General features: G+C 67.5%; 31 protein-coding genes and 1 tRNA gene. 3 read left to right on the forward strand and 29 right to left on the reverse strand.

Going from position 1 to position 25,647, the window contains the following annotated elements; translation table 11 throughout:
• The first annotated feature begins 209 nt into the window (after nucleotides 1–209).
• Together ASE76_RS14700 and ASE76_RS14705 are read left to right on the forward strand one after the other, a co-directional pair.
• Nucleotides 210–1,418: an aminopeptidase gene (locus tag ASE76_RS14700; RefSeq protein WP_055840896.1), complete on the forward strand. Its 1,209-nt coding sequence runs from the start codon at nucleotides 210–212 to the stop codon at nucleotides 1,416–1,418.
• On the forward strand, nucleotides 1,415–1,762 hold the full coding sequence (locus ASE76_RS14705; RefSeq protein ID WP_055840898.1) for a polyhydroxyalkanoic acid system family protein: 348 nt from the start codon (nucleotides 1,415–1,417) through the stop codon (nucleotides 1,760–1,762). Before ASE76_RS14700 ends, ASE76_RS14705 begins: the two co-directional genes overlap by 4 nt.
• Before the next feature lie 56 nt (nucleotides 1,763–1,818).
• Here the strand turns inward: ASE76_RS14705 and ASE76_RS14710 are convergent, their stop codons facing one another.
• From ASE76_RS14710 to ASE76_RS14720, 3 genes are all read right to left on the reverse strand, one after another.
• Complete coding sequence (locus ASE76_RS14710; RefSeq protein WP_055840902.1) at nucleotides 1,819–2,073, reverse strand: acyl-CoA-binding protein; 255 nt, start codon at nucleotides 2,071–2,073, stop codon at nucleotides 1,819–1,821.
• A 151-nt stretch (nucleotides 2,074–2,224) separates the two neighbouring features.
• A complete protein-coding gene (locus tag ASE76_RS14715; protein ID WP_082448568.1) occupies nucleotides 2,225–3,511 on the reverse strand; it encodes a M20 aminoacylase family protein in 1,287 nt (428 codons plus the stop codon).
• Nucleotides 3,512–3,659: 148 nt separating this feature from the next.
• A complete protein-coding gene (locus ASE76_RS14720) occupies nucleotides 3,660–4,805 on the reverse strand; it encodes an ABC transporter substrate-binding protein (protein WP_055840905.1) in 1,146 nt (381 codons plus the stop codon).
• Between the two features lie 98 nt (nucleotides 4,806–4,903).
• Between ASE76_RS14720 and ASE76_RS14725 the strand changes: the two genes are divergently transcribed.
• Complete coding sequence (locus ASE76_RS14725) at nucleotides 4,904–6,973, forward strand: molybdopterin-dependent oxidoreductase (RefSeq protein ID WP_201781871.1); 2,070 nt, start codon at nucleotides 4,904–4,906, stop codon at nucleotides 6,971–6,973.
• A 171-nt stretch (nucleotides 6,974–7,144) separates the two neighbouring features.
• On the opposite strand, the gene ASE76_RS14730 is transcribed toward ASE76_RS14725, so the two are convergent.
• From ASE76_RS14730 to ASE76_RS14850, 26 genes are all read right to left on the reverse strand, one after another.
• On the reverse strand, nucleotides 7,145–8,074 hold the full coding sequence (locus ASE76_RS14730) for a DUF2272 domain-containing protein (RefSeq protein ID WP_156362795.1): 930 nt from the start codon (nucleotides 8,072–8,074) through the stop codon (nucleotides 7,145–7,147).
• Between the two features lie 239 nt (nucleotides 8,075–8,313).
• Nucleotides 8,314–8,390: transfer RNA gene (locus tag ASE76_RS14735), tRNA-Met, on the reverse strand.
• A gap of 23 nt (nucleotides 8,391–8,413) precedes the next feature.
• Nucleotides 8,414–8,815 (reverse strand): 50S ribosomal protein L17, encoded by a 402-nt coding sequence (rplQ, locus tag ASE76_RS14740; protein WP_055840912.1) that lies wholly within the window; start codon nucleotides 8,813–8,815, stop codon nucleotides 8,414–8,416.
• Between the two features lie 93 nt (nucleotides 8,816–8,908).
• On the reverse strand, nucleotides 8,909–9,901 hold the full coding sequence (gene rpoA / locus ASE76_RS14745) for a DNA-directed RNA polymerase subunit alpha (protein ID WP_055840915.1): 993 nt from the start codon (nucleotides 9,899–9,901) through the stop codon (nucleotides 8,909–8,911).
• A 127-nt stretch (nucleotides 9,902–10,028) separates the two neighbouring features.
• A complete protein-coding gene (rpsD, locus tag ASE76_RS14750) occupies nucleotides 10,029–10,652 on the reverse strand; it encodes a 30S ribosomal protein S4 (protein WP_055840918.1) in 624 nt (207 codons plus the stop codon).
• 133 nt (nucleotides 10,653–10,785) lie between these two features.
• Nucleotides 10,786–11,190: a 30S ribosomal protein S11 gene (rpsK, locus tag ASE76_RS14755; RefSeq protein ID WP_055840921.1), complete on the reverse strand. Its 405-nt coding sequence runs from the start codon at nucleotides 11,188–11,190 to the stop codon at nucleotides 10,786–10,788.
• A 19-nt stretch (nucleotides 11,191–11,209) separates the two neighbouring features.
• The gene (rpsM, locus tag ASE76_RS14760; RefSeq protein WP_055840924.1) at nucleotides 11,210–11,575 is read right to left on the reverse strand and encodes a 30S ribosomal protein S13; all 366 of its coding nucleotides are present in this window, start codon (nucleotides 11,573–11,575) and stop codon (nucleotides 11,210–11,212) included.
• A 19-nt stretch (nucleotides 11,576–11,594) separates the two neighbouring features.
• Nucleotides 11,595–11,708: a 50S ribosomal protein L36 gene (rpmJ, locus tag ASE76_RS20150; protein WP_005793651.1), complete on the reverse strand. Its 114-nt coding sequence runs from the start codon at nucleotides 11,706–11,708 to the stop codon at nucleotides 11,595–11,597.
• 237 nt (nucleotides 11,709–11,945) lie between these two features.
• Complete coding sequence (secY, locus tag ASE76_RS14765; protein ID WP_055840927.1) at nucleotides 11,946–13,265, reverse strand: preprotein translocase subunit SecY; 1,320 nt, start codon at nucleotides 13,263–13,265, stop codon at nucleotides 11,946–11,948.
• 58 nt (nucleotides 13,266–13,323) lie between these two features.
• Nucleotides 13,324–13,755 (reverse strand): 50S ribosomal protein L15, encoded by a 432-nt coding sequence (rplO, locus tag ASE76_RS14770; protein WP_055840929.1) that lies wholly within the window; start codon nucleotides 13,753–13,755, stop codon nucleotides 13,324–13,326.
• A 12-nt stretch (nucleotides 13,756–13,767) separates the two neighbouring features.
• A complete protein-coding gene (gene rpmD, locus ASE76_RS14775) occupies nucleotides 13,768–13,950 on the reverse strand; it encodes a 50S ribosomal protein L30 (RefSeq protein WP_055840933.1) in 183 nt (60 codons plus the stop codon).
• A 13-nt stretch (nucleotides 13,951–13,963) separates the two neighbouring features.
• On the reverse strand, nucleotides 13,964–14,485 hold the full coding sequence (gene rpsE, locus ASE76_RS14780; protein ID WP_055840936.1) for a 30S ribosomal protein S5: 522 nt from the start codon (nucleotides 14,483–14,485) through the stop codon (nucleotides 13,964–13,966).
• 18 nt (nucleotides 14,486–14,503) lie between these two features.
• Entirely contained in the window at nucleotides 14,504–14,872 is a 369-nt protein-coding gene (gene rplR / locus ASE76_RS14785; RefSeq protein ID WP_055840938.1) for a 50S ribosomal protein L18, read from the reverse strand.
• An 11-nt stretch (nucleotides 14,873–14,883) separates the two neighbouring features.
• Nucleotides 14,884–15,417: a 50S ribosomal protein L6 gene (rplF, locus tag ASE76_RS14790; RefSeq protein WP_055840941.1), complete on the reverse strand. Its 534-nt coding sequence runs from the start codon at nucleotides 15,415–15,417 to the stop codon at nucleotides 14,884–14,886.
• Nucleotides 15,418–15,440: 23 nt separating this feature from the next.
• A complete protein-coding gene (rpsH, locus tag ASE76_RS14795; protein WP_055840944.1) occupies nucleotides 15,441–15,836 on the reverse strand; it encodes a 30S ribosomal protein S8 in 396 nt (131 codons plus the stop codon).
• Nucleotides 15,837–15,856: 20 nt separating this feature from the next.
• Nucleotides 15,857–16,162, reverse strand: a complete 306-nt coding sequence (gene rpsN / locus ASE76_RS14800) for a 30S ribosomal protein S14 (RefSeq protein ID WP_055840947.1) — start codon at nucleotides 16,160–16,162, stop codon at nucleotides 15,857–15,859.
• A gap of 8 nt (nucleotides 16,163–16,170) precedes the next feature.
• Nucleotides 16,171–16,710, reverse strand: coding sequence for a 50S ribosomal protein L5 (gene rplE / locus ASE76_RS14805; protein WP_055840949.1), 540 nt, complete (start codon nucleotides 16,708–16,710; stop codon nucleotides 16,171–16,173).
• A gap of 11 nt (nucleotides 16,711–16,721) precedes the next feature.
• The gene (gene rplX / locus ASE76_RS14810; RefSeq protein ID WP_055840952.1) at nucleotides 16,722–17,042 is read right to left on the reverse strand and encodes a 50S ribosomal protein L24; all 321 of its coding nucleotides are present in this window, start codon (nucleotides 17,040–17,042) and stop codon (nucleotides 16,722–16,724) included.
• Nucleotides 17,043–17,060: 18 nt separating this feature from the next.
• A complete protein-coding gene (rplN, locus tag ASE76_RS14815; protein ID WP_055840955.1) occupies nucleotides 17,061–17,429 on the reverse strand; it encodes a 50S ribosomal protein L14 in 369 nt (122 codons plus the stop codon).
• Between the two features lie 178 nt (nucleotides 17,430–17,607).
• Nucleotides 17,608–19,233 (reverse strand): glycerol-3-phosphate dehydrogenase/oxidase, encoded by a 1,626-nt coding sequence (locus ASE76_RS14820; protein WP_055840958.1) that lies wholly within the window; start codon nucleotides 19,231–19,233, stop codon nucleotides 17,608–17,610.
• Nucleotides 19,234–19,328: 95 nt separating this feature from the next.
• On the reverse strand, nucleotides 19,329–21,062 hold the full coding sequence (locus ASE76_RS14825; protein WP_055840960.1) for an ABC transporter substrate-binding protein: 1,734 nt from the start codon (nucleotides 21,060–21,062) through the stop codon (nucleotides 19,329–19,331).
• Nucleotides 21,063–21,156: 94 nt separating this feature from the next.
• Nucleotides 21,157–21,465 (reverse strand): DUF2160 domain-containing protein, encoded by a 309-nt coding sequence (locus ASE76_RS14830; protein ID WP_055840964.1) that lies wholly within the window; start codon nucleotides 21,463–21,465, stop codon nucleotides 21,157–21,159.
• 129 nt (nucleotides 21,466–21,594) lie between these two features.
• On the reverse strand, nucleotides 21,595–22,407 hold the full coding sequence (locus ASE76_RS14835) for a carbohydrate ABC transporter permease (RefSeq protein WP_055840967.1): 813 nt from the start codon (nucleotides 22,405–22,407) through the stop codon (nucleotides 21,595–21,597).
• A gap of 63 nt (nucleotides 22,408–22,470) precedes the next feature.
• Nucleotides 22,471–23,361 carry a carbohydrate ABC transporter permease gene (locus ASE76_RS14840; RefSeq protein ID WP_055840970.1) on the reverse strand — a complete coding sequence of 297 codons (891 nt, stop codon included), beginning with the start codon at nucleotides 23,359–23,361 and terminating at the stop codon, nucleotides 22,471–22,473.
• A gap of 120 nt (nucleotides 23,362–23,481) precedes the next feature.
• On the reverse strand, nucleotides 23,482–24,549 hold the full coding sequence (locus ASE76_RS14845; protein WP_055840972.1) for an ABC transporter ATP-binding protein: 1,068 nt from the start codon (nucleotides 24,547–24,549) through the stop codon (nucleotides 23,482–23,484).
• A 1-nt stretch (nucleotide 24,550) separates the two neighbouring features.
• Complete coding sequence (locus tag ASE76_RS14850) at nucleotides 24,551–25,624, reverse strand: ABC transporter ATP-binding protein (protein ID WP_055840974.1); 1,074 nt, start codon at nucleotides 25,622–25,624, stop codon at nucleotides 24,551–24,553.
• Between the last annotated feature and the right edge of the window lie 23 nt (nucleotides 25,625–25,647).

Raw genomic sequence — 25,647 nt, forward strand, 5'->3', positions numbered from 1 at the left:
CGGGGCGTCTGCGGATTGTGCCGCGTGCGGTGCGGCCGACTGCAACTGTCCGTCAGCCCGCGGTGCGGCCGGCACGCGCCCTCCCATCCGGGGCACCGATACCGGTGCTCACCCGGTCGCGCGGCGGCGCTCCTACACTCCCGGGCGTCGGCGGGTTTGCGCGCCACCCCGCCACGGCCGACCACCGCACCCTCCTTCCGCGACCCCGCATGCCCGTCACCCGCCCTCGTGTCCCTCGCCGCCCGTCCACCGCCCTGCGCACCGCCGCCGCCGTGCTGGCCGTGGTGGCGCTCGCCGGCTGCGCCAGCACCCGCGACACCGCCGGCTACTACTGGGATGCGGTGACCGGCCACCTGCGGGTGATGCAGGCCGCCCGCCCGGTCGACCAGTGGCTGGCCGAGCCCGCCGCGCCGCCCGCCCTGAAGGAGCGGCTGCAGTTGGCGCAGCGGATCCGCGCCTTCGCCTCGCGCGAACTGGGCCTGCCCGACAACGCCAGCTACCGCCGCTATGCCGATCTGCAGCGCGCCGCGGTGATCTGGAACGTGGTGGCCGCGCCCGAGCTTTCGCTGGAGCTGCACACCTGGTGCTTCCCGGTGGCCGGATGCATCGGCTACCGCGGCTACTACGAGGAGGCGCAGGCCCGGGCCGAAGCCGCGCGCCTGCAGGCCGACGGGCTGGAAACCGCCGTCTACGGCGTGCCCGCCTATTCAACGCTGGGCTGGATGAACTGGCTGGGCGGCGATCCGCTGCTCAACACCTTCATCGGCTACCCCGAGGGCGAGCTGGCCCGCATCGTCTTCCACGAGCTGGCCCACCAGGTGGTCTACGTGCAGGACGACACCAGCTTCAACGAATCCTTCGCCACCGCGGTGGAGCGCCTGGGCCAGCAGCGCTGGCTGGCCACCGAGGCCTCGGAGGCCGCGCGGCAGGACTACGCCCGCTTCGAAGGCCGCCGCCGAGACTTCCGCACGCTGGTGCAGACCACCCGCGACCGGCTGCGCGCCATCTACCGGGCCGGGCCCGCCGACGGTGCGGCCGACGACCGGCCGGCGCAGAAGGCCGCCGCGCTGGCGGATTTCCGCAGCGCCTATGCCGCGCTGCGCGCCGGCTGGGGCGGCGACGCGGCGCAGGTGTCCGGTTACGACGCCTGGGTGGCGCGGGCCAACAATGCGGCTTTCGGTGCGCAGGCGGCCTACGACGAGCTGGTGCCGGGTTTCGAGGCGGTGTTCGCCCGCGAGGCCCGCGCCCCCGGCGACCCGTGGCCCCGCTTCTACGCCGAGGTGCGCCGCCTGGCCGCGCTGCCGCGGGCAGAGCGCCGTGCCGCGCTGGCCGAAGCGGCCGGCGGCGGCTCCACGGCCACCACGGCCACCACGGCCACCACCGATTTTCATGACGACCTTCCGGGAGCCCGCTTTTGACCGATCTCTATCTTCGACGTGACCATGCCCTGGGCCAGGCGGCCGCGCGGCGGGTGGCGCGCCACTGGGCCGAACGCATGGTCGAGCGCTACGGCATGGAATGCCGCTACGAGGAATCGGCCGTGGCCGACGAGGCCGACGTGCTGCACTTCACCGGCACCGGCGTGACCGGCACCCTGGAGGTGGCGCCCGAGAGCTTCGTGCTCGACGCCAAGCTGGGCCTGCTGCTGAGCGTATTCCAGGACCGCATCGCCGAGGAAGCGCGCCAGGCGCTGGATGCGATGGCCGTCGACGGCCTGCCCCTCGCGGCAGCCGCCGCCGCGCCGCTGCCGCCCGCGGCCTGAGGGCTTGCCCCCCAACGGAGGCGCACGATGCGGCGTTGCGCCGCACGCGGAACGCCTTATTCCAGCGAGGCGATCAGGTCGATGTACTGCTGGCGCGCGGCCTCGCCGGCGGTGCCTTTCAGCTTGGTCCAGGCGTCCCATTTGGCGCGGGCGACCACGTCGCTGAAGCCCGGCCGCTTCTCGGCGTTGTCGCCCTGCGTCGCCTGCTTGTACAGCGCGTAGATCTTCAGCAGCGTGGGGTTGTCGGGCCGCTCGGCCAGGTTCTTGGAACGGGCGACGGCGGCGTCGAAATCGGCGGTCAGGTCGGACATGTGCGGTGGCGGAGGGTTGGGGGAGCGCGCATCTTACGGGGGCGGCACATCGGGTTTGCCCGTAGCACGGGAGCCACCGGCCCGACGACACGCCCGGACCGCATTGCTATCGAATAAATAGCTGGAGGCCGGCTTCCTGCGCCGGCCGTGGCTACTTCTTATCCATATTCTGGAGCGGCGAAGGCGTAGAGAACCATTTCTGCACCAGCTGCACCCAGCAGCGCGCGCCGATCGGGATCAGCGCGTCGTTGAAGTCGTAGCTGGGGTTGTGCAGCATGCAGGGGCCCATGCCGTGGCCGGCGTCGCGGTGGCTGCCGTCGCCGTTCGACAGGAACGCGTAGGCGCCCGGCCGGGCCTGCAGCATGTACGAGAAATCCTCCGCGCCCATCGTCGGCTCCTGCTCCTGCAGCCGGTCGGGGCCGATCACGTCGGCCACCACGCCGCGCAGGAAATCGGCCGCGGCCGCGTCGTTGACGGTGGGCGGGTAGTTGCGGTCGAAGACGAACTCGCACTGCGCGTCGAACGCGGCGCAGGTGTGCTCGGCCACTGTGCGCATGCGGGCCTCCAGCAGGTCGAGCACCTCCAGGCTGAAGGTGCGCACCGTGCCCTCCAGCACGCAGCTGTCGGGCACGATGTTGGTGGCGTCGCCGGCGTGGACCATGGTGACCGAGATCACGCCCGCGTCCAGCGGCTTCTTGTTGCGGCTGACGATGTTCTGGAAGGCCTGCACCATCTGGCAGGCGATCGGCACCGGGTCGATGCCCAGGTGCGGCATCGCGGCGTGCGAGCCCTTGCCGCGGACCGTGATCCTGAACTCGTTGGACGAGGCCATCACCGGCCCGCTGCTGACCGCCATGTGGCCGGCGGCCATGCCCGGCCAGTTGTGCAGGCCGAACACCGCCTCGGCGGGGAACCGCTCGAACAGGCCCTCTTCCACCATCACCCGGGCGCCGCCGCCGCCCTCTTCGGCCGGCTGGAAGACCAGGTAGAGCGTGCCGTCGAAGTCGCGGTGCCCGGCCAGGTACTGGGCCGTGGCCAGCAGGATGGCGGTGTGGCCGTCGTGGCCGCAGGCGTGCATCCGGCCCGGGTGGCGGCTGGCGTGGGCGAAGGTGTTGAATTCCTGCAGCGGCAGCGCGTCCATGTCGGCGCGCAGGGCCAGGGTGCGGCCGCTGGTGCCGCCGGTGCCGCGCAGGGTGCCGACCACGCCGGTGCGGCCCAGGCCCCGGTGCACCGGGATGCCCCATTCGGCGAGCTTCTGCGCCACCAGCTCGGAGGTGCGGACCTCTTCGAAGCCCAGCTCGGGGTGGGCGTGGATGTCGCGCCGCAGGGCCGTGATCGCCGCGATCTCGGGGCTGTCGGGGTGCAGCGCGTCGGGCACCGGCGCCGTGGCGGGTGAAGTCGCGGCGGGAGTGCTGTCGGCGAGGGCGGAGGGTGGCATGCGGAACTCCTGGAAACGGCGACGGGCCGCACGCGGCCCGCCTGGATGCTTGCGGTGCAGTCTACTGCGCGCCCTGCCCGGCCGGCCCCGCGCGATGCGGGCGGCACTGCGCCGAACAGGGCCGCCCGGCGCACGGCCGCGGCTGCGCCTAGGCCTTGACCCGGCCGTCGCCGGTCAGCATCGACAGCTCGACGAACCTCGACCCCACGTGGTTGCCGGCGCCGAACGCCACCGGCAGGCCGGCGACGGTGGCGTTGCCGATCGACTCCAGTCCGCCGACCAGGCTGTCGCGGTCGAGCGTGCCCCGTGCCCGGCGCATGCCCTCGACCAGTACCCGCGCGGCCAGGTAGCCCTCGAAGGCGGTGTAGCCGGGCTTGACCTTGTCGCCGCCCTTCCTGACCGCCTCCAGGAATTCGCGCGAGGCGGCGTGGGTGCTCTTGTAGGGCGAGGGCAGCACCTGCGCCACGACCACGCCGGCGCCGTCGGCACCCAGCGTCTCGGCCAGCGTCTGGGTGCCGACGAAGGACACGTTGAAGAAGGTGCCGCCGTAGCCCGCCTTGCGCGCCGCCCGGATGAAGGCGGCGCAGGCGGCATAGGTGCCCACCTGCACGATCGACTCGGGCCAGGCGGCCGAGAAGGTCTTGACGGCCGCGGCCACGTCGACCGAATTGCGCTCGATGGTCGCCTGCCCGGCGGGCTGCAGCTTGCGCGCGGCCATCGCCTTGACGATGCCGTCGAGCCCGGCCTTGCCGTAGGCGTCGTTCTGGTAGAAGACCCCGATGCGGTGCAGGCCCAGCACCGTCAGCTGCTTGACGATCAGCTCGGTCTCGTCGTCGTACGAGGCGCGCAGGTGGAAGGCGTAGCGGTTGAACGGCTCCCGCAGGGCCGGCGCCCCGGTGAGCGGGGCCACGAAGGGCACCCGCGCCTGCGTGGCCAGCGGCAGCGCCGCCAGGCTGGTCGGCGTGCCCACGTAGCCGAAGAGCGCCAGCACGTCGTCGGCCAGCAGCTTGCGGGTGTTCTCGGCGCAGCGCTCGGGCTCGTAGCCGTCGTCGAGGGTCTTGAGCTCGATGGTGCGCTTGCCGATGCCGCCCTGCGCGTTGACCTGGTCGAAGCAGAGCTTCGCGCCCTCCTGGTACTGCAGGCCGAGCTGCGCGGCCGGCCCGGTGAGCGGTGCCGACTGGCCCAGCAGGATGCGGCCTTCCTGGGCCCACGCCGGCCGGGAGGCCGCCGCCGCGATGCCGGCGCCGAGCAGTGCGCGGGAGAACGCCCTGCGGCCATTGTCGGGAAATGTCATGATGCGGCGCTCCTTCGGCGATGCTTGTCGCGCCTCCGGTCGGGCGCGGCGGCTAGTGTAAACACCTAGTACCCCGCCCTTTTTCCCTGTCTATCGCCATGCACGCCATCGCCCCCGTCCCTCTTTCCGACGCCGCTGCGCACCGCGTGCGCGGCGCCTGCCCGCACGACTGTCCCGACACCTGCGCCCTGGTCACCACCGTCGAGAACGGCCGCGCCGTGCGGGTCCAGGGCAGCGCCGACCACCCCCAGACCGGCGGCGTGCTCTGCACCAAGGTCTCGCGCTACCCCGAGCGGGTCTACCACCCCGAGCGGCTGCTGCAGCCGATGCGCCGGGTCGGCCCCAAGGGCAGCGGGCAGTTCGAGCCGGTGGGCTGGGACGAGGCGCTCGACGCGATCGCCCACCGCCTCTCGGCCATCGCCGACCATGCGCCCGAGGCGATCCTGCCCTACAGCTACGCCGGCACCATGGGCCTGGTGCAGGGCGAGAGCATGGACCGCCGCTTCTTCCACCGGCTGGGCGCCTCGCTGCTCGACCGCACCATCTGCGCCTCGGCCGGCGCCGAGGGCCTGACCCAGACGCTGGGCGGCAAGGTCGGCATGAAGGTGGAGCATTTCGCCGAAGCGCAGCTGATCCTGATCTGGGGCAGCAACGCGATCGGCAGCAACCTGCACTTCTGGCGCCATGTGCAGGAGGCCAAGCGCCGCGGCGCCCGCATCGTCTGCATCGACCCGCGCCGCACCGAGACGGCCGAGAAGTGCCACGAGCACATCGCCCTGCGCCCCGGCACCGACGCGGCGCTGGCCTTCGCGCTGATGCACGAATGCATCGTGCACGACCGGCTCGACCACGACTACCTGGAGCGCCACACCCTCGGCTGGGCCGCGCTGCGGGAGCGTGCGCTGCAGTGGCCGCCCACGCGCGCCGCCGAGGTCTGCGGCGTGCCCGAGGCGCAGATCCGCGCGCTGGCCCACGACTACGGCACCATCCAGCCCGCCGCCATCCGGCTCAACTACGGCATGCAGCGGGTCAAGGGCGGCGGCAACGCCACCCGGGCCATCGCCTGCCTGCCGGCGCTGGTGGGCGCCTGGCGCCACCGGGCGGGCGGGCTGCTGATGAGCAGCTCGGGCTACTTCCCGGTGCAGCGCGCCGCGCTCCAGCGGCCCGACCTGCTGGCCGGGCGCCGGCCGCGCACCCTCAACATGTCGACCATCGGCGACGTGCTGCTGCACCCCGGGTCCGACGCCTTCGGCCCGCAGGTCGCGGCGGTGGTGGTCTACAACAGCAACCCGGTCGCCGTCGCGCCCGACTCGGCCAAGGTGGTCGCCGGCTTCGCACGGGAGGACCTGTTCACCGTGGTGATCGAGCAGTTCCGCACCGACACCGCCGACTACGCCGACTACCTGCTGCCCGCCACCACCCAGCTCGAGCACTGGGACGTGCACCCCGCCTACGGCCACACCGACGTGCTGCTGAACCGCCCCGCCATCGCACCGGTGGGACAGGCCCGCAGCAACACCGACGTGTTCCGCGGCCTGGCCTCGCGCATGGGCTTCGACAATGCGTGCTTCCGCGACGACGACGAAACCCTCTGCCGCCAGGCCTACGGCACCCATGTCGACTTCGACCGGCTGCTGCGCGACGGCTTCGCGCCGCTGCCGGTGCCCGACGCGCCCTTCGCCCACGGCGGCTTTCCCAGCGCCTCGGGCCGCTGCGAATTCGTCAGCGAGCGGCTGGTCGCCCAGGGCCTCGACGGCCTGCCCGACCATGTGCCCAACCACGAGGTCGCCGGGCCCGGCGCGCCCTACCCGCTGGCCATGATCTCGCCGCCGGCGCGCAACTTCCTCAACTCGACCTTCGCCAACGTGAAGAGCCTGCGCGACATCGAGCGCGAGCCGCTGCTGGAGATCAGCGCCGCCGACGCCGAGGCGCGGGGCATCGCGTCGGGCGACGTGGTGCGGGTCTTCAACGGCCGCGGCGAGTACCGCTGCAAGGCCGAGGTGAGCCACCGCGCACGGCCGGGCGTGGTGCACGGCCTGGGCATCTGGTGGCGCAAGTCGGGCATCGCCGGCACCAACGTCAACGAACTGACCAGCCAGCGCCTGACCGACCTGGGCCGCGCGCCGACGTTCTACGACTGCCTGGTGGAAGTGGCGCCGGTGCCATAAGGCCACCGGCGGCCGCGACCACGGCGCCCGTGCCGCGGCCGGCCAGCCGGAGACGCCAACTACGCCGGGAGTGCTGCGGCCTCGACTATGCTACTAATTCGATAGCTGAGAGCCGGCGATCCGCGCCGGCTACGGCCACGATTCGTTCAAGAATCGCGGCGCTGCAACGACTCAGCGGCGCACCTGGAGCAGGACCGTCCACGGCTGGAAGCTCATGAAGGGCGCCCCGCAAGCGCCGGGGTCCTCCGCACATCCGGCAGGCGCGTCGGCGTGGAAATAGCGCCGGGCGATCGTGGCGGGCGGGCCGGCCTCCAGCGCCATGCGGCGCCGGGTGACCGACTGCAGCACGTTGCCGCCGATGGTGTCGGTATGCCCCCCCTGCAGGTCGACGGCCACGACGAGGTCGCAGTGCATTGGGAAAGCGCCGCCGGCTCCGCGCTCGGCCAGTGCCGCCTCGACCGCGGCGAACCGGTAGAGCTCGGCACCACTGCCGCGGGTCTGGCACACCATGTCGCCCGGGCGCGGCGTGGTGCGGGCGATGTCGCAGGCCCGGAACGCGGCATCCGACGGGATGCCGGCGCGCTCGTCGCGGCTCGCATCGAAGGCCTGCGCGACGTAGACATGGTGCGCGTCGGAGTAGGCGAACTGCTCGTCGGCCATGTCGGCGCTGCGGGCCAGGTAGCTGACGAACGCCGCCGACCAGGGGTTGTCGACGAGCGCGGACCGCTGGATCGCAGTGCGGATCGCCCTGCGTTGGCCGTCGTTCAGCGCCGACAGCGCGGGATCGGCACCGTCGCCTGCACCGTCGAGCGCGGCCAGGAGCGGCGCCAGCCGCTGGATGCCGCCGCCGGCACCGCGCATGTCGCGCGGCTTGCCCGGGTCGAGGGCCTGCCAGTAGGCCAGCACGCGGCGCCAGGCCGGGCCGCTGCCGTCGGCGAGCGCATCGGTTTCGGCTTCCTGGATGCCGGCCTTGGTCATGCGGCCGTCGCCATCCAGCTGCTGGCCGCCGAAAGCCGCATGCTCCTGCAGCGCCTGGGCCACCCAGCGCGCCGTGCGCGGGTCGGCGGAGGCCTGGACCGAGGCGGCCGCGCAGCTCTGCACGCGGGGTGGGGCCGCAGGGACGACCGGCTTGGCCGTCGGCGTCGCCACGGACCCAGGCGGCGCAGCACCCCGCCGTGGCGCGACATGTGCACAGGCCGCCAGAACCACCGTGCCCACCACCACCAGCCACCGGAAAACGCGTATCGGCGCCATGGCCTGCATCCTCATCACGAAACGAACAGGCAAAAAAAAAGCCCACATCACTGTGGGCTTTCTAAAGCGGCATTGCTGCCGTTGTGTGGTTGCGCGAGCAAGATTTGAACTTGCGACCTTTGGGTTATGAGCCCAACGAGCTACCAGGCTGCTCCATCGCGCGACAAGAATTGTAGTATAGCCTACTTATGCAGTCTTTGCATCGTCTGCGGAAGATTCTTCGCCGGAATCGGCGCGATCGACCAGTTCGACGAATGCCATCGGCGCGTTGTCGCCCACGCGGAAGCCCATCTTCAGGATCCGGGTGTAGCCGCCTGGACGTGCCTTGAAGTGCGGGCCCAGGTCGGTGAACAGCTTGGTGACGCTGTCGCGGTCGCGCAGGCGGTTGAATGCCAGGCGGCGGTTGGCCAGGGTGTCTTCCTTGGCCAGCGTGATCATCGGCTCGATGACGCGGCGCAGTTCCTTGGCTTTCGGCAGCGTGGTCTTGATGGCCTCGTGCTCGATGAGCGAGTTCATCATGTTCTGCAGCATCGCAAGGCGGTGCGAGCTGGTGCGGTTGAGTTTGCGGAGTCCGTGTCCGTGGCGCATGGTGCTTTTTCCTTCGGTTATTAAATCGGGCAGCCGGATCAGGTACTGCCCGAGGCACTGGCCACCGACAGGGTCGGCGGCCGGGTTCTGTATTTAGCGCTTGTCCAGGCCGGCCGGCGGCCAGCTTTCGAGCTTCATGCCGAGCGTGAGCCCGCGCGAAGCCAGCACTTCCTTGATCTCGTTGAGCGACTTGCGACCCAGGTTCGGGGTCTTGAGCAGTTCGTTCTCGGTCCGCTGGATCAGGTCGCCGATGTAGTAGATGTTCTCGGCCTTCAGGCAGTTCGCGGAGCGCACCGTCAGTTCGAGTTCGTCCACCGGACGCAGCAGGATCGGATCGAACGGGGTGTTGCCACCGCGTGGCGCCGGCGCGTCGAACGCTGCGAGTTCGCCGCCCTCGAGCTGCGCGAACACCGCGAGCTGTTCCACCAGGATCTTGGCCGAGGCGCGCACCGCGTCTTCGGCCGAGATGGCACCGTTGGTCTCGATCTCGACGACCAGCTTGTCCAGGTCGGTGCGCTGCTCGACGCGGGCGCTCTCGACCGTGTAGCTGACGCGCTTGACCGGCGAGAACGATGCATCCAGCACGATCCGGCCGATCGACTTGGTGGCTTCGTCCGCGTAGCGGCGCATTGTGCCCGGCACGTAGCCGCGGCCCTTCTCCACCTTGATCTGCATGTCCAGCTTGCCGCCGGCCGACAGATGGGCGATGACGTGGTCGGGATTGATGATCTCGACGTCGTGCGGCGTCTGGATATCTCCGGCCGTCACCACGCCTTCGCCGTCCTTGCGGAGCGACAGCGTCACTTCGTCGCGGTTGTGGAGCTTGAACACCACGCCCTTGAGGTTCAGCAGGATGTTGACGACGTCTTCCTGCACGCCGTCGATCGACGAGTACTCGTGCAGGACGCCGGCGATCGTGACCTCGGTTGCTGCATACCCGACCATGGACGACAGCAGCACGCGACGGATCGCGTTGCCGAGCGTGTGGCCGTAGCCGCGCTCGAAGGGCTCGAGGGCCACCTTGGCGCGGTTGGGCGCCAGCTGCTCGACATTGATCGCTTTGGGTTTCAGCAGATTGGTTTGCATGGACTTCCTCTCAATACCCCCAGCTCGTTACACCGGTAAGGCTGCGAAGCCCCGCCCCGCGGTGCCCCGCAGGCCAGGGAAATGAATCAAACGAAATAGGACGCGCCGCACGAGGCGGCGCAGGGCATCAGCGCGAGTAGAGCTCGACGATCAGCGATTCGTTGATGTCGGCACCGAACTCGTCGCGATCCGGAACCTTCTTGAAGGTACCTTCGGCCTTGTCGAGCTGGACGTCGACCCATGCCGGCATGCCGACCTGCTGGGCCAGCTGCAGCGCTTCGACGATGCGGTTCTGCTTCTTCGACTTTTCGCGAACGGCGACGACGTCACCGGTCTTGACCATGTACGACGCGATGTTGACCGACTGGCCGTTCACCGTGATCGCCTTGTGCGACACCAGCTGGCGTGCTTCGGCGCGGGTGGAGCCGAAGCCCATGCGGTACACCACGTTGTCCAGGCGGGACTCGAGGATGAACAGCAGGTTGGCGCCGGTGTTGCCCTTGCGGCGATCGGCCTGCTCGAAGTAGCGGCGGAACTGCTTCTCCAGCACGCCGTACATACGCTTGACCTTCTGCTTTTCGCGGAGCTGCAGACCGAAATCGGACGTGCGCTGACCGGAAGTGCGGCCGTGCTGGCCGGGCTTGGAGTCGAACTTCGACTTGTCCGCGATCGAGCGACGTGCGCTCTTCAGGAACAGGTCGGTGCCTTCACGGCGGGAGAGTTTGGCCTTGGGGCCGAGATAGCGTGCCACTTGAACGTCCTTCTATGTCATCTTCCGCACGAGCATGCGGGAGCCACCCGTGAAACACAGGTGGCGGTGGGCTTAATGGGAAAGCGAAAAAGCCTGCGATTCTAACCGCAGGCTCGACCCGAGCGCAGAACGCTCAGATACGGCGGCGCTTTTGCGGGCGGCAGCCGTTGTGCGGAACCGGCGTCACATCGGCGATCGACGTGATGCGGATGCCCAACGCGCCCAGCGCGCGAACCGACGACTCGCGACCAGGACCGGGGCCCTTGATCTCGACGTCGAGGTTCTTGATACCTTGCTCGATCGCGGCACGACCGGCGACTTCCGAAGCGACCTGGGCTGCGAAAGGCGTCGACTTGCGCGAGCCCTTGAAGCCTTGACCACCCGACGATGCCCACGACAGGGCGTTGCCCTGGCGGTCGGTGATCGTGATGATGGTGTTGTTGAACGAAGCGTGCACGTGGGCGACGCCGTCCGACACGTTCTTCCGGACCTTCTTGCGAACGCGCTGTGCGGCGTTATTGGCAGGAGACTTAGCCATATTTCTCTTTCAGTCGCGGTTATTTCTTCAGAGCGGCGGCGCCCTTGCGCGGACCCTTGCGGGTGCGGGCATTGGTGCGCGTGCGCTGACCGCGCATCGGCAGGCCACGGCGATGGCGGAAGCCACGGTAGCAGCCGATGTCCATCAAGCGCTTGATGTTCATCGTGGTTTCACGACGGAGATCGCCTTCGATGGTGAAGAGAGCGATCTGGTCGCGGATCTTTTCCAGATCCCCGTCGGTCAGATCCTTGATCTTCTTCGAGTAAGCGATGCCGCTCGCTTCGCAGATTTGGCGGGCGCGCGTGCGGCCGATGCCAAAGATGGCCGTCAGGCCGATTTCTGCGTGCTTGTGCGGCGGGATGTTGATGCCAGCAATACGTGCCATGTTGGTCCTCTAAAACTCTTCAACCCTGACGCTGCTTGTGACGCAGGTCGGTGCAGATCACACGCACCACGCCTTTGCGGCGGATGATCTTGCAGTTGCGGCAGATTTTCTTGACCGAAGCCGAAACTCTCATTGCATTCTCCTAAAACTCTTTGATCCATTTCGCCACTCAAGGCGAAAAACATAGTTGCGGGCCTGGGACGAATTCGCAAACATCGTTGCCACCTCCACCAGGCCACCGGGAAGAACCGGCACAGCATCTGCACCGCCCGTCCCGACATGTGACCTTCCACACCACTGTGGCTTCACCCACCCCGAGGCATGCATCGCAGCACGCCTCTTCGCTTTTCACGCACCCGCCGACCGCCTATCAGGCGCCTGGCGAGGTCTTGAAATTCGCCTTTTTCAGCAGCGATTCGTACTGCTGGGACATCAGATAGTTCTGCACCTGGGCCATGAAGTCCATCGTGACGACCACGATGATCAGCAGCGAGGTACCGCCGAAGTAGAACGGCACGTTGTACTTCAGGATCAGGAACTCAGGCAGCAAGCACACGAAGGTGATGTAGACCGCACCTGCCAGCGTCAGGCGCACCAGGATCTTGTCGATGTAGCGCGCCGTCTGGTCGCCCGGCCGGATGCCCGGGATGAAGGCACCGCTCTTCTTCAGGTTGTCCGCCGTCTCGCGGCTGTTGAACACCAGCGCCGTGTAGAAGAAGCAGAAGAACACGATGGCGGTGGCGTAGAGCAGCACGTAGATCGGCTGGCCCGGCGTCAGCGCACCCGAGATGTCCTTCAGCCAGCGCATCGAATCGCCCGCGCTGAACCAGTTCACCACGGTGGCCGGCAGCAGGATGATCGACGAGGCGAAGATCGGCGGGATCACGCCGGCCATGTTCAGCTTCAGCGGCAGGTGCGACGACTGGCCACCGTAGACCTTGTTGCCCACCTGACGCCGCGCATAGTTCACCAGGATCTTGCGCTGTCCCCGCTCCACGAACACCACGAAGTAGGTGACCAGGGCCACGACCAGCAGGATGAAGATGGCCACGACGACGCTCATCGCACCGGTGCGCACCAGCTCGAACAGACCGCCCATCGCATTGGGCAGGCCCGCAGCGATGCCGGCGAATATCAGGATCGAGATGCCGTTGCCCAGGCCACGCTCGGTGATCTGCTCGCCCAGCCACATCAGGAACATCGTGCCGGCCGTGAGGCTCACCACCGCCGTCATGCGAAAGCCGAGGCCAGGGCTCAAAACGAGTCCGGCGGAGCTTTCCAGCGCGACCGCGATACCGAAGGACTGGAACAATGCCAGGCCCAGGGTGCCGTAGCGGGTGTACTGCGTGATCTTGCGGCGGCCGGCTTCGCCTTCCTTCTTCAATTGCTCGAAGGAGGGAAGGACGTAGCCCAGCAGCTGCATGATGATCGATGCCGAGATGTACGGCATGATCCCCAGCGCGAACACGGTGAAACGCGACAGCGCCCCGCCCGAGAACATGTTGAACAGGTTCAGGATCCCGCCCTGCTGGCCCTGGAACAGCTGCTGGAGCTGCGCCGGGTCGATGCCGGGAACGGGAATGTGGGCGCCGACACGGTAGACGACGAGCGCCAACAGCAGAAACACGAGCCGACGGCGCAGATCGCCGAACTTGCCGGTCTTCGCGATGGTTGCTGCGCTAGTGGCCACTGCTGAACTCTTTCAACGTATGCGTCAAGATGGGATGCCGGACTGCTTCAGGTCGCACTCAGGCGAAGCTGCCGCCTGCTGCTTCGATCGCGGTCTTGGCACCTGCGGTGGCACCCACGCCGGTCAGCTTGACGGACTTCGTCAGCGAACCGGTGTTGATGACCTTCACCACGCGGGCCAGCTGGCCGACGAGGCCGGCTTGCTTGAGCGACAGCACGTCCACTTCGGCCAGGCCGAGCTGCTCGAGAGCGGCCAGGGTGACTTCTGCGTTGTACTTGAGGGTCTGCGACTTGAAGCCGCGCTTCGGCAGACGGCGCTGCAGAGGCATTTGACCGCCTTCGAAGCCCACCTTGTGGTAGCCGCCCGCGCGGGACTTCTGACCCTTGTGGCCGCGACCTGCGGTCTTGCCGATACCGGAGCCGATACCGCGGCCTACACGGCGCTTGGCGTGCTTGGCGCCGGCTGCCGGCTTGATGCCATTGAGTTCCATGTCTTGCCTCTGTTAGAGCACTTTGACCAGATAACTGATCTTGTTGATCATGCCGCGAACTTCGGGGCTGTCCTGGAGCTCGCTCACGCTGTTGAGCTTGCGCAGGCCCAGACCGCGAACGGTGGCGCGATGCGATTCCTTGGTGCCGATGGGGCTGCGCACCAGCTGCACCTTGACGGTTTGTTGCGTCGTCATATCGTTACTCCGGTCAGGCGGTGAAGATTTCTTCGACCGACTTGCCGCGCTTGGCTGCCACTTCGGAGGCCGTCGTCGACTTGACGAGGGCATCGAAGGTCGCGCGGACCATGTTGTAGGGGTTCGAAGAGCCGTGGCTCTTGGCGACCACGTCCGTCACGCCGAGCACTTCGAACACTGCGCGCATCGGGCCGCCGGCGATGATGCCGGTACCCTTGGGTGCCGGTGCCAGGAACACGTTGGCAGCGCCGTGGTGACCCGTCACCTGGTGGTGCAGCGTACCGTTCTTCAGCGAAACCTTCTTCAGGTTGCGACGGGCTTCTTCCATCGCCTTCTGAACGGCAGCAGGCACTTCCTTGGACTTGCCCTTGCCGAAACCGACGCGGCCATCGCCGTCGCCGACCACGGTCAACGCGGCGAAACCGAGGATTCGGCCGCCCTTGACGACCTTGGTGACGCGGTTGACCGCGATCATCTTCTCGCGCAAACCGTCGTCTTGGCCTTCGGTCTGCACTTTGGGTTGAAACTTAGCCATGATGTTCTTCCGTCGTGCTTAGAACTGCAGACCCGCTTCGCGGGCAGCGTCAGCCAGCGCCTTGACGCGGCCGTGGTAGGCGAAACCGGCGCGGTCGAAGGCAACCTTCTCCACACCGGCGGCTTTCGCCTTCTCGGCGATGCGCTTGCCGATGGCGGTGGCAGCAGCGGCGTTGCCGCCCTTGCCTTCGCCACCCAGCGACGTGCGAACTTCCGCTTCTGCCGTGGAGGCCGATGCCAGCACCTGGGTGCCGTCGCCGGAGATCACGGTTGCGTAGATGTGTTGGTTCGTGCGGTTCACGGTCAAACGTGCCACGCCCTGGTTCGCGATGCGAATGCGGGTCTGGCGCGAACGACGGAGACGCTGCTCTTTCTTGGTCAAAGACATGCTGCGGCTCCTTACTTCTTCTTGGTTTCTTTGATCGTGATCTTCTCATCCGAATAACGGATGCCCTTGCCCTTGTACGGCTCGGGAGGACGGACCGCGCGGATTTCCGCTGCGATCTGACCGACGCGCTGGCGGTCGGCGCCCTTGATCAGGACCTCGGTGGGGGTCGGGGTGGTCACCGTGATGCCGGCGGGCATCTCGATGTTGACAGGGTGCGAGTAGCCGACCGTCAGGTTCAGCTTCGTGCCCTGGGCGGCGGCCTTGTAGCCCACGCCGACCAGCGACAGCTTCTTCTCGAAACCCTTGCTGACGCCGACCACCATGTTGTTGACGAGCTGGCGCAGCGTGCCGCTCATGGCGTTCGCTTCGCGGGACTCGTTGGCAGGCTCGAAACTGAGCTTGCCGTCTTGGTTGGTCACCTTGACCAATGCATTGGCGTGCTGGAACAGCGAACCGCCCGTGCCTTTGACATTGATCTGGTCATCCTTGATCGACACATCCACACCTTGTGGGATGGCGACCGGCATTTTTCCTACGCGGGACATTTCGTTTTCTCCTCGATGCCGCTTTAAGCCACGTAGCAGAGCACTTCGCCACCGATACCGGTAGCGCGCGCCTTGCGATCGGTCATCACGCCCTGCGGGGTCGTGACGATGGCAACGCCCAGGCCGTTCTGGACCTGGGGAATGGAGTCGCGGCCCTTGTAGACGCGAAGACCAGGACGGCTGACGCGCTCGATACGTTCGATGACCGGACGGCCAGCGTAGTACTTGAGGGCGATCTCGAGCTCGGTCTTGTTGCCTTCGCTCTTGAGTTGGAAGCCGTCGATGTAACCCTCGTCCTTCAGGACTTGTGCGATCGCAATCTTCACCTTGGAAGAAGGCACGGAAACGGAGGCCTTGGCCACCATCTGTGCATTGCGGATGCGGGTCAGCAGGTCGGCGATGGGATCACTCATGCTCATGTTGAATATCTCCTACCTGCTTACCAGCTGGCCTTGGTGATGCCGGGAATGTCACCGGCGAATGCCAGTTCACGGATCTTGGCGCGTGCCAGGCCGAATTGACGGAACGTGCCGCGAGGGCGACCGGTGATCGCGCAGCGGTTGCGCTGGCGGGTCGGGTTCGCATTGCGGGGAATCTTCTGCATCGCCACGCGAGCCGCGAAACGGTCTTCGTCACTCAGCTTGACGTCGTTGGCGATCGCCTTCAGCTCGGCGAGCTTGGGAGCGTACTTGGCTGCCAGTTTTTCGCGCTTCAGTTCGCGCTGGATCAAAGCTACTTTAGCCACACGACACCTCAGTTCTTGAACGGGAAACGGAAGCCGGCCAGAAGCGCCTTGGCTTCTTCGTCGGTCTTTGCCGTGGTGGTGATGCTGATGTTCAGACCACGGAGCGCGTCGACCTTGTCGTACTCGATTTCCGGGAAAATGATCTGTTCTTTCACACCGATGTTGTAGTTGCCGCGACCGTCGAATGCACGGCCGGAGATACCACGGAAGTCGCGGACGCGGGGCAGTGCCACGGTCACGAAACGGTCCAGGAACTCGTACATCTGGATGCCGCGCAGGGTCACCATGCAACCGATGGCCTGGCCTTCGCGGATCTTGAAACCGGCGATAGCCTTCTTGGCCTTGGTCACGACGGGCTTCTGGCCGGCGATCTTGGTCAGGTCGGCCACTGCGTTGTCCATGACCTTCTTGTCGGAGACTGCTTCGCTCACGCCCATGTTGAGCGTGATCTTCGTCAGACGCGGAACCTGCATCGGCGAGGTGTAGCCGAACTTTTCGGTCAGGTCTTTCGCGATCTTTTCGCGGTAGTACTGTTGGAGTCGTGCCATGTCTTTAACCCTCAGGCCAACTTGATTTCGTCGCCGCTGGACTTGAAGACGCGAACGCGCTTTCCGTCAGCTTGCAGCTTGATGCCGACGCGGTCGGCCTTGCCGGTGGCGGCATTGAAGATCGCCACGTTCGACTGGTGGATCGGCATGGACTTCTCCACGATGCCGCCCGTCGTACCCTTCATGGGGTTCGGCTTGGTATGCTTCTTGACGACGTTGATGCCGTCGATGAGGACGTACGAGTCGTCCTTGCGGGCCGTGACCGTGCCGCGCTTGCCCTTGTCGCGCCCGGTGAGCACGATGACTTCGTCGCCTGAGCGAATCTTGTTCATATCGCGTCCTGGATCGGGTTAGAGAACTTCGGGAGCCAGGGACACGATCTTCATGAACTTTTCGGTGCGCAGTTCACGCGTCACCGGTCCGAAGATGCGGGTGCCGATCGGCTCCAGCTTGGCATTGAGCAGCACGGCGGCATTGCCGTCGAACTTGACCAGGGAGCCGTCGCCGCGGCGGATGCCCTTGGCGGTACGGACGACCACTGCACTGTAGATCTCGCCTTTCTTGACGCGACCACGGGGAGCGGCTTCCTTGATGCTCACCTTGATGATGTCGCCCACGCTCGCGTAGCGACGCTTGGAACCGCCCAGCACCTTGATGCACAGCACGGACTTTGCGCCGGTGTTGTCGGCGACTTCCAACCGGGATTCTGTTTGGATCATTTCGTTATTCCCAACTTGCACCGAAACGCGGCAGGCACCGGAGGCGCCTCGCCGCGAGTCGATCAGTCTTGGGCCCGTCGTCCACGCAATGAAACCATTTCACTGCGCTTGAGCTGGGCAAGATGTTTTCGCCTTTTGAAAGCGAAGCCCGCGATTTTGGCAGTTGCCTACGGGGTTGTCAAGCGGCTGCGCTGCCGGACTTGCCCTTGTCGCCGGAAAAGTCGATGTACTGGCCCGTCAGCGCGACGAAATCCTCTAGCGCAGACGACGGCACGCCTTCCTCGGCCAGCAGCGCGGCCACGCGGGGCGCCAGCTGCGCCGCCAGGCGCGCGTCGAGGAACAGCAGGCGGGAGCGGCGCGCGAGCACGTCTTCCACCGTGCGGGCGTATTCGAAGCGGGCGGCGAAGCGCACCATCGCCTCGCTCAGGCCCGGCGCCAGCCACGCATCGGCGCCCGGCAGGGCCGAGACCGCCGCGCCCTCGTCGCCGTAGCTGTGCAGCCCCGGCGCATCACTCATCTTGTGGCGGAGTTGCGACACCTGCGGTGCGCCGACCAGCGGAAGGTGCTCGGTGGCGCCTGCGGGGGTGGCGGCGATCAGGCCAGCGTCGGCGCAGCTCTTCAGCACGTCCTCGGCCATGGCGCGGTAGGTGGTCCACTTGCCGCCGGTCACCGTGACCAGCCCGCTCTTGCTGGTGAGCACCGTGTGCTCCCGGCTGATCGCCTTGGTGTTGGCGCCGTCGTCGTCCTGCGGCTTGACCAGCGGCCGCAGGCCGACCCAGGTGCTGCGCACGTCGCCGCGCTGCGGCGCCTTGCGCAGGTAGCGGGCGGATTCGCCGAGGATGAAGGCGATCTCTTCCTCGAACGGCCGGGGCTCGCGGACGATGTCGTCGCGCGGGGTGTCGGTGGTGCCCAGGATGACCTTGCCGAGCCACGGCACCGCGAACAGCACCCGGCCGTCGGTGGTGCGCGGCACCAGCAGGGCGTGGTCGCCAGGGAAGAACTCTCGGTCGACCACCACGTGCACGCCCTGGCTGGGCGCGATCATCGGCTTGACCGGCTGGCCGATGTCCTGGCCGTCCTGCTGGCGCAGCGCATCGACCCAGACGCCGGTGGCGTTGACCACGCAGCCGGCGCGCACGTGGAAGCTGCGGCCGCTCTCCTGGTCCACGCACCGCAGGCCGGCGACCTTGCCGCCCTCGTGCACCAGGGACTGCACCGCGCAGTAGTTGACGACCAGCGCGCCGCGGGCGGCGGCGGTGCGGGCCAGGGCCAGGGCCAGGCGGGCATCGTCGAACTGGCCGTCCCAGTACTGCACGCCGCCCTTCAGCCCGGTGGCCTGGGCGCCGGGCACGCGCGACAGCGTCTCGGCCCGGCTCAGGAATTCGGTGCGGCCCAGGCCGCGCTTGCCGGCCAGGGCGTCGTAGAGCTTCAGGCCGATGCCGTAGTACGGCGTCTCCCAGAAGCGGTAGGAGGGCATCACGAATGGCAGCGGCTGGGCCAGGTGCGGCGCATTCGCCAGCAGCGTGGCCCGCTCGTGCAGGGCCTCCCGCACCAGGGCGATGTTGCCCTGGGCCAGGTAGCGCACGCCGCCGTGCACCAGCTTGGTGGCGCGCGACGAGGTGCCCTTGGCGAAGTCGTGCGACTCCAGCAGCACGACCGACAGCCCCCGCGCCGCGGCGTCGAGCGCCACACCCAGGCCCGTGGCACCACCGCCCACGACGGCGATGTCGTAGCGGCGGTCTTCGGCCAGCCTGTCGAACAGGGCGGCGCGGGGGGTGGGATGCGGCGAAACAGCGTGCGTCATGGGGTCTCAGAATCCTTGTCCCGCGCACGGCGCGGGAAGTGTGTGGGTGCCGCGCAGGAATCGTGCCCTGCGCGGCACCGGGTGCCGTCAAAGGCTCAGCGGACCTTGCCGTCCTTCCAGGCCTGCAGCAGCTTGTCGTAGGCGACGGTCTCGCCCTTCGGCTTCTCGTTGGGCAGCTTGGCCCACGGCGCGGCGTCGTTGCTCAGCCACTTCGACGGATCGCTCTTGGCGTTGAGCTTCGGTGCGCAGCGGGCCATGCCGGCGCGCTGCAGGCGGGACATGACCTGGTCCATTTCCTCGGCCAGGTTGTCCATCGCGGCCTGCGGGGTCTTCTCGCCGGTGACGGCCGTCGCCACGTTCTTCCACCAGAGCTGGGCCAGCTTGGGGTAGTCGGGCACGTTGTTGCCGGTCGGCGTCCAGGCCACGCGGGCGGGGCTGCGGTAGAACTCGACCAGGCCGCCCAGCTTGGGGGCCGCGTCGGTCATGGCCTGCGAGCGGATGTCGGATTCGCGGATCGGCGTGAGGCCGGTCAGCGTCTTCTTCAGCGAGGTGGTCTTGGCGGTCACGAACTGCGCGTACAGCCAGGCGGCGGCCGTCTTGTTGGCGTCGTGGTCCTTGAAGAAGGTCCAGGAGCCGACGTCCTGGTAGCCGTTCTGCATGCCGGCCTTCCAGTACGGGCCGTTCGGGCCGGGGGCCATGCGCCACTTGGGCGTGCCGTCGGCGTTGACCACCGGCAGGCCGGGCTTGGTCATGTCGGCGGTGAAGGCGGTGTACCAGAAGATCTGCTGCGCGACCTGGCCCTGGGCCGGCACCGGGCCGGACTCGCCGAAGGTCATGCCCATGGCTTCCTTGGGCGCGTACTTCTTCATCCAGTCGATGTACTTGGTGAGCGCGTAGACGGCGGCAGGCGAGTTGGTGGCGCCGCCACGGGAGACGCTGGCGCCCACCGGGGTGCACTTGTCGTCGGCCACGCGGATGCCCCATTCGTCGACCGGCATGCCGTTCGGGATGCCCTTGTCGGCGGTGCCGGCCATCGAGAGCCACGCGTCGGTGAAGCGCCAGCCGAGCGACGGGTCCTTCTTGCCGTAGTCCATGTGGCCGTAGATCGGCTTGCCGTCGATGTTCTTCACGTCGACGCTGAAGAACTCGGCGATGTCCTCGTAGGCGCTCCAGTTCTGCGGCACGCCCAGGTCGTAGCCGTACTTGGCCTTGAACTTGTCCTGCAGGTCCTTGCGGGCGAACAGGTCGGCGCGGAACCAGTACAGGTTTGCGAACTGCTGGTCGGGCAGCTGGTACATCTGGCCGTCGGGCGCGGTGGTGAAGCTGCGGCCGATGAAGTCGTTGATGTCGATGCCGGGGTTGGTCCACTCCTTGCCCGCGTTGGCCATGTAGTCGGTTAACGACATGATCTTGCCGTAGCGGTAGTGGGTGCCGATCAGGTCCGAGTCGCTGATCCAGCCGTCGTAGATCGACTTGCCCGACTGCATCGAGGTCTGCAGCTTCTCGACCACGTCGCCTTCCTGGATCAGGTCGTGCTTGACGGTGATGCCGGTGATCTCGGTGAAGGCCTTGGCGAGCGTCTTGGATTCGTATTCGTGGGTGGTGAGGGTCTCGGACACGACCGAGATCTCCTTCACGCCCTTGGCCTGCAGCTTCTTCGCGGCGTCGATGAACCACTTCATCTCGGCCATCTGCTGGTCCTTGCTCAGCGTGGACGGCTGGAACTCGGCGTCGATCCACTTCTTCGCCTCGGGCTCGCCGGCCCAGGCGGCCTGTCCGGCCACGATGGCGGCGGCGGCGAACGCCAGGGTTGTGTAACGTATTTTCATGTTGGTCTCCTCATGTGGACGTCCCCTGCTGACGTTGCGAACGGCGCCTGCCCCGGGGAACGGGGAGCGGGCTCCGGATGGAAAGGAAATCGTCTCAGCCCTTGCGCAGGATCAGCGCCAGCAGCAGCATCGAGGCGACGAAGCTGTACCAGATCGACGGATCCTCCGGCAGCCCCAGCCGCGCGGCGATCACGCCCGACAGGCCGACGAAGGCCAGGTTGAGATAGGCCGCGGCCAGCAGGCCGATGAAGAGCCGGTCGCCCCGGGTGGTGGCGATCGGCAGGAACCCGCGGCGCTCGGTGGTGGGCGACTTGATCTCCCACACCGTCATGCCCGCCAGCATCAGCACGATGCAGCAGAAAAACACGGCGACCGGCGTGGTCCACGCCATCCATTCAAACATTTCTTGGCTCCAGCTGAGGTTCTACAGGCAGGTTCAGAAACACCGCGGAACCGGCTGTGCCGGGCCGCAGGTGTTGCCCCCTGCAAGGCGATGGGCGAAGGCGCGCAGCGCGCAGCCTGGGGGTGTGCATCAAACCCTTCCCATCGCGAAGCCCTTGGCGATGTAGTGCCGCACGAACCAGATGACGATCGCGCCCGGCACGATGGTCAGCACGCCGGCCGCGGCCAGCGTCGCCCAGTCCATGCCCGAGGCGCTCACCGTGCGGGTCATCGTCGCGACGATCGGCTTGGCGTTGACGCTGGTCAGCGTGCGGGCCAGCAGCAGCTCGACCCAGCTGAACATGAAGCAGAAGAACGCGGCCACGCCCACGCCGGCCTTGATCAGCGGCAGGAAGATGGTGGCGAAGAAGCGCGGGAAGCTGTAGCCGTCGATGTAGGCCGTCTCGTCGATCTCGCGCGGGATGCCGCTCATGAAGCCTTCCAGGATCCAGACCGCCAGCGGCACGTTGAACAGCAGGTGGGCTAGGGCCACGGCGATGTGCGTGTCCATAAGCCCCACGGTGGTGTAGAGCTGGAAGAACGGCAGCAGGAACACCGCGGGCGGCGTCATGCGGTTGGTGAGCAGCCAGAAGAAGACGTGCTTGTCGCCCAGGAAGCTGTAGCGGCTGAAGGCATAGGCCGCAGGCAGCGCCACCGAGACCGAGATCACCGTGTTGATCGCCACGTAGATCAGCGAGTTGATGTAGCCCGAGTACCAGGACTCGTCGGTGAAGATCGTCTTGTAGTTGTCCCAGGTGAAGTGCTGGGGGAAGAACGAGAAGTTCGACAGTATCTCGCTGTTGGTCTTGAAGCTCATGTTGAGCATCCAGTAGATCGGCAGCAGCGCGAACACCAGGTAGGCCACGAGGAAGATCGTGCGCTTCTTGAAACGGCGCTCAGACATGATTGCTATCCTTTTCGTAGCTAGTGGCCGGCGTGCAGAACCGGCCCGGGGCCTTTTCGGCTCTCATTCGGTCACCTCGGGCTTCTGGGTGCCGACCCGCTGCATCCAGTTGTAGAGCACGAAGCACAGCAGCAGGATGATCAGGAAGTAGATCAGCGAGAACGCCGCCGCCGGGCCCAGGTCGAACTGGCCGACCGCCTTCTGCGTCAGGTACTGGCTGAGGAAGGTGGTGGCGTTGCCGGGCCCGCCGCCGGTCAGCACGAACGGCTCGGTGTAGATCATGAAGCTGTCCATGAAGCGCAGCAGCACCGCGATCATCAGCACGCCGCGCATCTTGGGCAGCTGGATGTAGCGGAACACCGCGAACTTGCTGGCGCCGTCGATGCGCGCGGCCTGGTAGTACGCGTCGGGGATCGAGCGCAGGCCGGCGAAGGCCAGCAGCGCGACCAGCGGCGTCCAGTGCCAGACATCCATCAGCAGCACGGTGAGCCAGGCCTGGGTGGCGTTGCCGGTGTAGCTGTAGTCGATGCCCATCCACAGCATGGCCCGGCCGAAGAGGCCGATGTCGGAACGACCGAAGATCTGCCAGATGGTGCCGACCACGTTCCACGGGATCAGCAGCGACAGCGCCACCGTGACCAGCACGGCGGAAGACTTCCAGCCCTGCGCCGGCATCGCCAGCGCCAGGCAGATGCCCAGCGGAATCTCCACGCCCAGCACCGCCAGCGAGAAGCCCAGCTGGCGCAGCAGCGCCTCGTGCAGCTCGCTGTCGCGCATCACCGCGGCGAACCATTCGGTGCCGACGAAGACGCGCCGCTCCGGCGAGATGATGTCCTGCACCGAATAGTTGACGACGGTCATCAGCGGCAGGATGGCCGAGAAGGCCACGCACACCAGGACCGGCAGGATCAGGAACCAGGCCTTCTGGTTGACGGGTTTGGTGGTGGTGCTCATGGAAAAACCTTCGTGCTGCGCACTGCGGTGCGAACGCCTTCGGGCGGCCGGGCGACGTTCATGGATGGACCTTCGTGCTGCGCACCAGGGCGCGAACGTACTGTGGAAACCGGTGTGCGCTCATGCCACCAGCTCCTCGTCGGCGTAGTAGCAGGTGTGCGGGCCCAGCACCTGCAGGTGCACCGTGTCGCCGACCTGCGCCGCGGCCGACACGCCCAGGCGCGCCTTGACCGGCTGCCCGCCGATGCGGGCGGTCAGCAGGGTGTAGGTGCCCACGTCCTGCACCCGTTCGACGACGGCCGGCAGGCTGCCGGCATCGCCCGGCTGCGCCAGGTGCAGGTACTCCGGCCGGATGCCGACCTTCAGCGAGCCCTGCGGCAGCGCGCGCGGCATCTGCAGCAGCTGGCCGCCCACCTCGAGCCCGGCCGCGCCGGCGGTGGCCGGCAGGAAGTTCATGCCCGGCGAGCCGATGAAGTGGCCGACGAAGCTGTGCTGCGGCCGCTCGAAAAGCGCGTCGGCCGTGCCGATCTGCACCGCGCGGCCGCGGGTCATCACCACCACTTCTTCGGCGAAGGTCAGGGCCTCGACCTGGTCGTGGGTGACGTAGATCAGGGTGAGCTTCAGCTCGTGGTGGATCTGCTTCAGCTTGCGGCGCAGCTGCCACTTGAGGTGCGGGTCGATCACCGTCAGCGGCTCGTCGAACAGCACCGCCGACACGTCGGGCCGCACCAGGCCGCGGCCCAGCGAGATCTTCTGCTTCTGGTCGGCCGACAGGCCCGCCGCGCGGTGGTCGAGCTGGTGGCTCATCTCCAGCATCTCGGCGATCTGGCCGACGCGGGCCTTGATCTGCGCCTCGGGCACCTTGCGGTTCTTCAGCGGGAAGGCCAGGTTCTGCGCCACCGTCATGGTGTCGTAGATCACCGGGAACTGGAACACCTGGGCGATGTTGCGCTCCTGCGGCGTGGCCCGGGTCACGTCGCGCCCGTCGAAGGTGACGGTGCCGTGCGACGGCGCCACCAGGCCCGAGATGATGTTGAGCATCGTCGTCTTGCCGCAGCCCGAAGGCCCCAGCAGCGCATAGGCGCCGCCGTCGCGGAAGCTCATCTTGAGCGGCAGCAGCGCGTAGTCGCTGTCCTGCTGCGGGTTCGGACCGTAGGCATGGGCCAGGTCGAGGTCTATTCGTGCCATGTCAGGCTCCCCGGCGCGGTGCGGCCAGCAGGGCGCCCGCGGTATCGAACAGGTAGCAGCGCTCGGGCGACAGGTACAGCGTGACCGACTCGCCCAGCGCGAAGCGGTGCACGCCGGTCAGCTGGGCCACCAGTTCGCCGGCGGCGGTGGAGACGTGCACGAAGGTGTCGGAGCCCGACATCTCGGCCAGCTCCACCCGGCCCGGCAGCGCGATGTCGCCGGGATGTGCAGCGGTGCGCAGCGCGCTGGCGCGCACGCCCACGCTCAGCGCGGTGCCGGCCGCCAGCGGCTTGCCGGCGGGCAGCGCGATCTCCACGCCGCCGGTGCAGCGCACCCGGCCGTCGGCCACGGTGCCGGCCAGCAGGTTGAGCGGCGGATCGCTGAAGGCGCGCGCCACCCGCAGCGACGCGGGCGCGTGGAACACCTCGGCGGTGGGTCCGTACTGCAGCACCTCGCCCTCTTCCATCACCGCGGTGTAGCCGCCCAGCAGCAGCGCCTCGGCCGGCTCGGTGGTGGCGTAGACGACGGTGGAGTCGCCCACCGCGAACAGCTGGGCCAGCTCGTCGCGCAGGCCTTCGCGCAGCTTGTAGTCGAGGTTGACCAGCGGCTCGTCGAGCAGCATCAGCGGCGCGCCCTTGGCCAGCGCCCGGGCCAGCGCCACCCGCTGCTGCTGGCCGCCGGAGAGTTCGGCCGGCAGGCGCTTCAGGAACTGGGCGATGTGCAGCCGGTCGGCCAGGGCCTGCACCTGCGCCGCGATGTTCTTGTCGCCGCGCAGCTTCAGCGGCGACGCGATGTTGTCGAAGACCGTCATCGACGGGTAGTTGATGAACTGCTGGTAGACCATCGCCACGTTGCGGTCGCGCACCGGCATGCCGGTGACGTCTTGGCCATCCACCTCGACCGTGCCGCGGGTGGGCACGTCCAGGCCGGCCATGATCCGCATCAGGCTGGTCTTGCCGGCCTGGGTGGCGCCCAGCAGCACCGTCACCGCGCCGGGCTCGGGCGCCAGCGAGATGCCGCGCAGCCAGGTCTCGGCGCCGACGGTCTTGTCGATCCCTTGCAGGTTCAGTCGCACAGGCCACCCCCGGTCGTGGGGGC

The sequence above is a fragment of the Xylophilus sp. Leaf220 genome, from assembly GCF_001421705.1.
Lineage (GTDB): Bacteria > Pseudomonadota > Gammaproteobacteria > Burkholderiales > Burkholderiaceae_C > Xylophilus.

Coding starts and splice junctions, on each gene's coding strand:
- ASE76_RS14700 (WP_055840896.1), top strand. CDS start 210: ATGCCCGTCACCCGCCCTCGTGTCCCTCGCCGCCCGTCCACCGCCCTG.
- ASE76_RS14710 (WP_055840902.1), bottom strand. CDS start 2,073: ATGTCCGACCTGACCGCCGATTTCGACGCCGCCGTCGCCCGTTCCAAG.
- ASE76_RS14715 (WP_082448568.1), bottom strand. CDS start 3,511: ATGCCACCCTCCGCCCTCGCCGACAGCACTCCCGCCGCGACTTCACCC.
- ASE76_RS14720 (WP_055840905.1), bottom strand. CDS start 4,805: ATGACATTTCCCGACAATGGCCGCAGGGCGTTCTCCCGCGCACTGCTC.
- ASE76_RS14725 (WP_201781871.1), top strand. CDS start 4,904: ATGCACGCCATCGCCCCCGTCCCTCTTTCCGACGCCGCTGCGCACCGC.
- rplQ (WP_055840912.1), bottom strand. CDS start 8,815: ATGCGCCACGGACACGGACTCCGCAAACTCAACCGCACCAGCTCGCAC.
- rpoA (WP_055840915.1), bottom strand. CDS start 9,901: ATGCAAACCAATCTGCTGAAACCCAAAGCGATCAATGTCGAGCAGCTG.
- rpsK (WP_055840921.1), bottom strand. CDS start 11,190: ATGGCTAAGTCTCCTGCCAATAACGCCGCACAGCGCGTTCGCAAGAAG.
- rpsM (WP_055840924.1), bottom strand. CDS start 11,575: ATGGCACGTATTGCTGGCATCAACATCCCGCCGCACAAGCACGCAGAA.
- rpmJ (WP_005793651.1), bottom strand. CDS start 11,708: ATGAGAGTTTCGGCTTCGGTCAAGAAAATCTGCCGCAACTGCAAGATC.
- rplO (WP_055840929.1), bottom strand. CDS start 13,755: ATGGAACTCAATGGCATCAAGCCGGCAGCCGGCGCCAAGCACGCCAAG.
- rpmD (WP_055840933.1), bottom strand. CDS start 13,950: ATGACGACGCAACAAACCGTCAAGGTGCAGCTGGTGCGCAGCCCCATC.
- rpsE (WP_055840936.1), bottom strand. CDS start 14,485: ATGGCTAAGTTTCAACCCAAAGTGCAGACCGAAGGCCAAGACGACGGT.
- rplR (WP_055840938.1), bottom strand. CDS start 14,872: ATGTCTTTGACCAAGAAAGAGCAGCGTCTCCGTCGTTCGCGCCAGACC.
- rplF (WP_055840941.1), bottom strand. CDS start 15,417: ATGTCCCGCGTAGGAAAAATGCCGGTCGCCATCCCACAAGGTGTGGAT.
- rpsH (WP_055840944.1), bottom strand. CDS start 15,836: ATGAGCATGAGTGATCCCATCGCCGACCTGCTGACCCGCATCCGCAAT.
- rplE (WP_055840949.1), bottom strand. CDS start 16,710: ATGGCACGACTCCAACAGTACTACCGCGAAAAGATCGCGAAAGACCTG.
- rplX (WP_055840952.1), bottom strand. CDS start 17,042: ATGAACAAGATTCGCTCAGGCGACGAAGTCATCGTGCTCACCGGGCGC.
- rplN (WP_055840955.1), bottom strand. CDS start 17,429: ATGATCCAAACAGAATCCCGGTTGGAAGTCGCCGACAACACCGGCGCA.
- ASE76_RS14820 (WP_055840958.1), bottom strand. CDS start 19,233: ATGACGCACGCTGTTTCGCCGCATCCCACCCCCCGCGCCGCCCTGTTC.
- ASE76_RS14825 (WP_055840960.1), bottom strand. CDS start 21,062: ATGAAAATACGTTACACAACCCTGGCGTTCGCCGCCGCCGCCATCGTG.
- ASE76_RS14830 (WP_055840964.1), bottom strand. CDS start 21,465: ATGTTTGAATGGATGGCGTGGACCACGCCGGTCGCCGTGTTTTTCTGC.
- ASE76_RS14835 (WP_055840967.1), bottom strand. CDS start 22,407: ATGTCTGAGCGCCGTTTCAAGAAGCGCACGATCTTCCTCGTGGCCTAC.
- ASE76_RS14840 (WP_055840970.1), bottom strand. CDS start 23,361: ATGAGCACCACCACCAAACCCGTCAACCAGAAGGCCTGGTTCCTGATC.
- ASE76_RS14845 (WP_055840972.1), bottom strand. CDS start 24,549: ATGGCACGAATAGACCTCGACCTGGCCCATGCCTACGGTCCGAACCCG.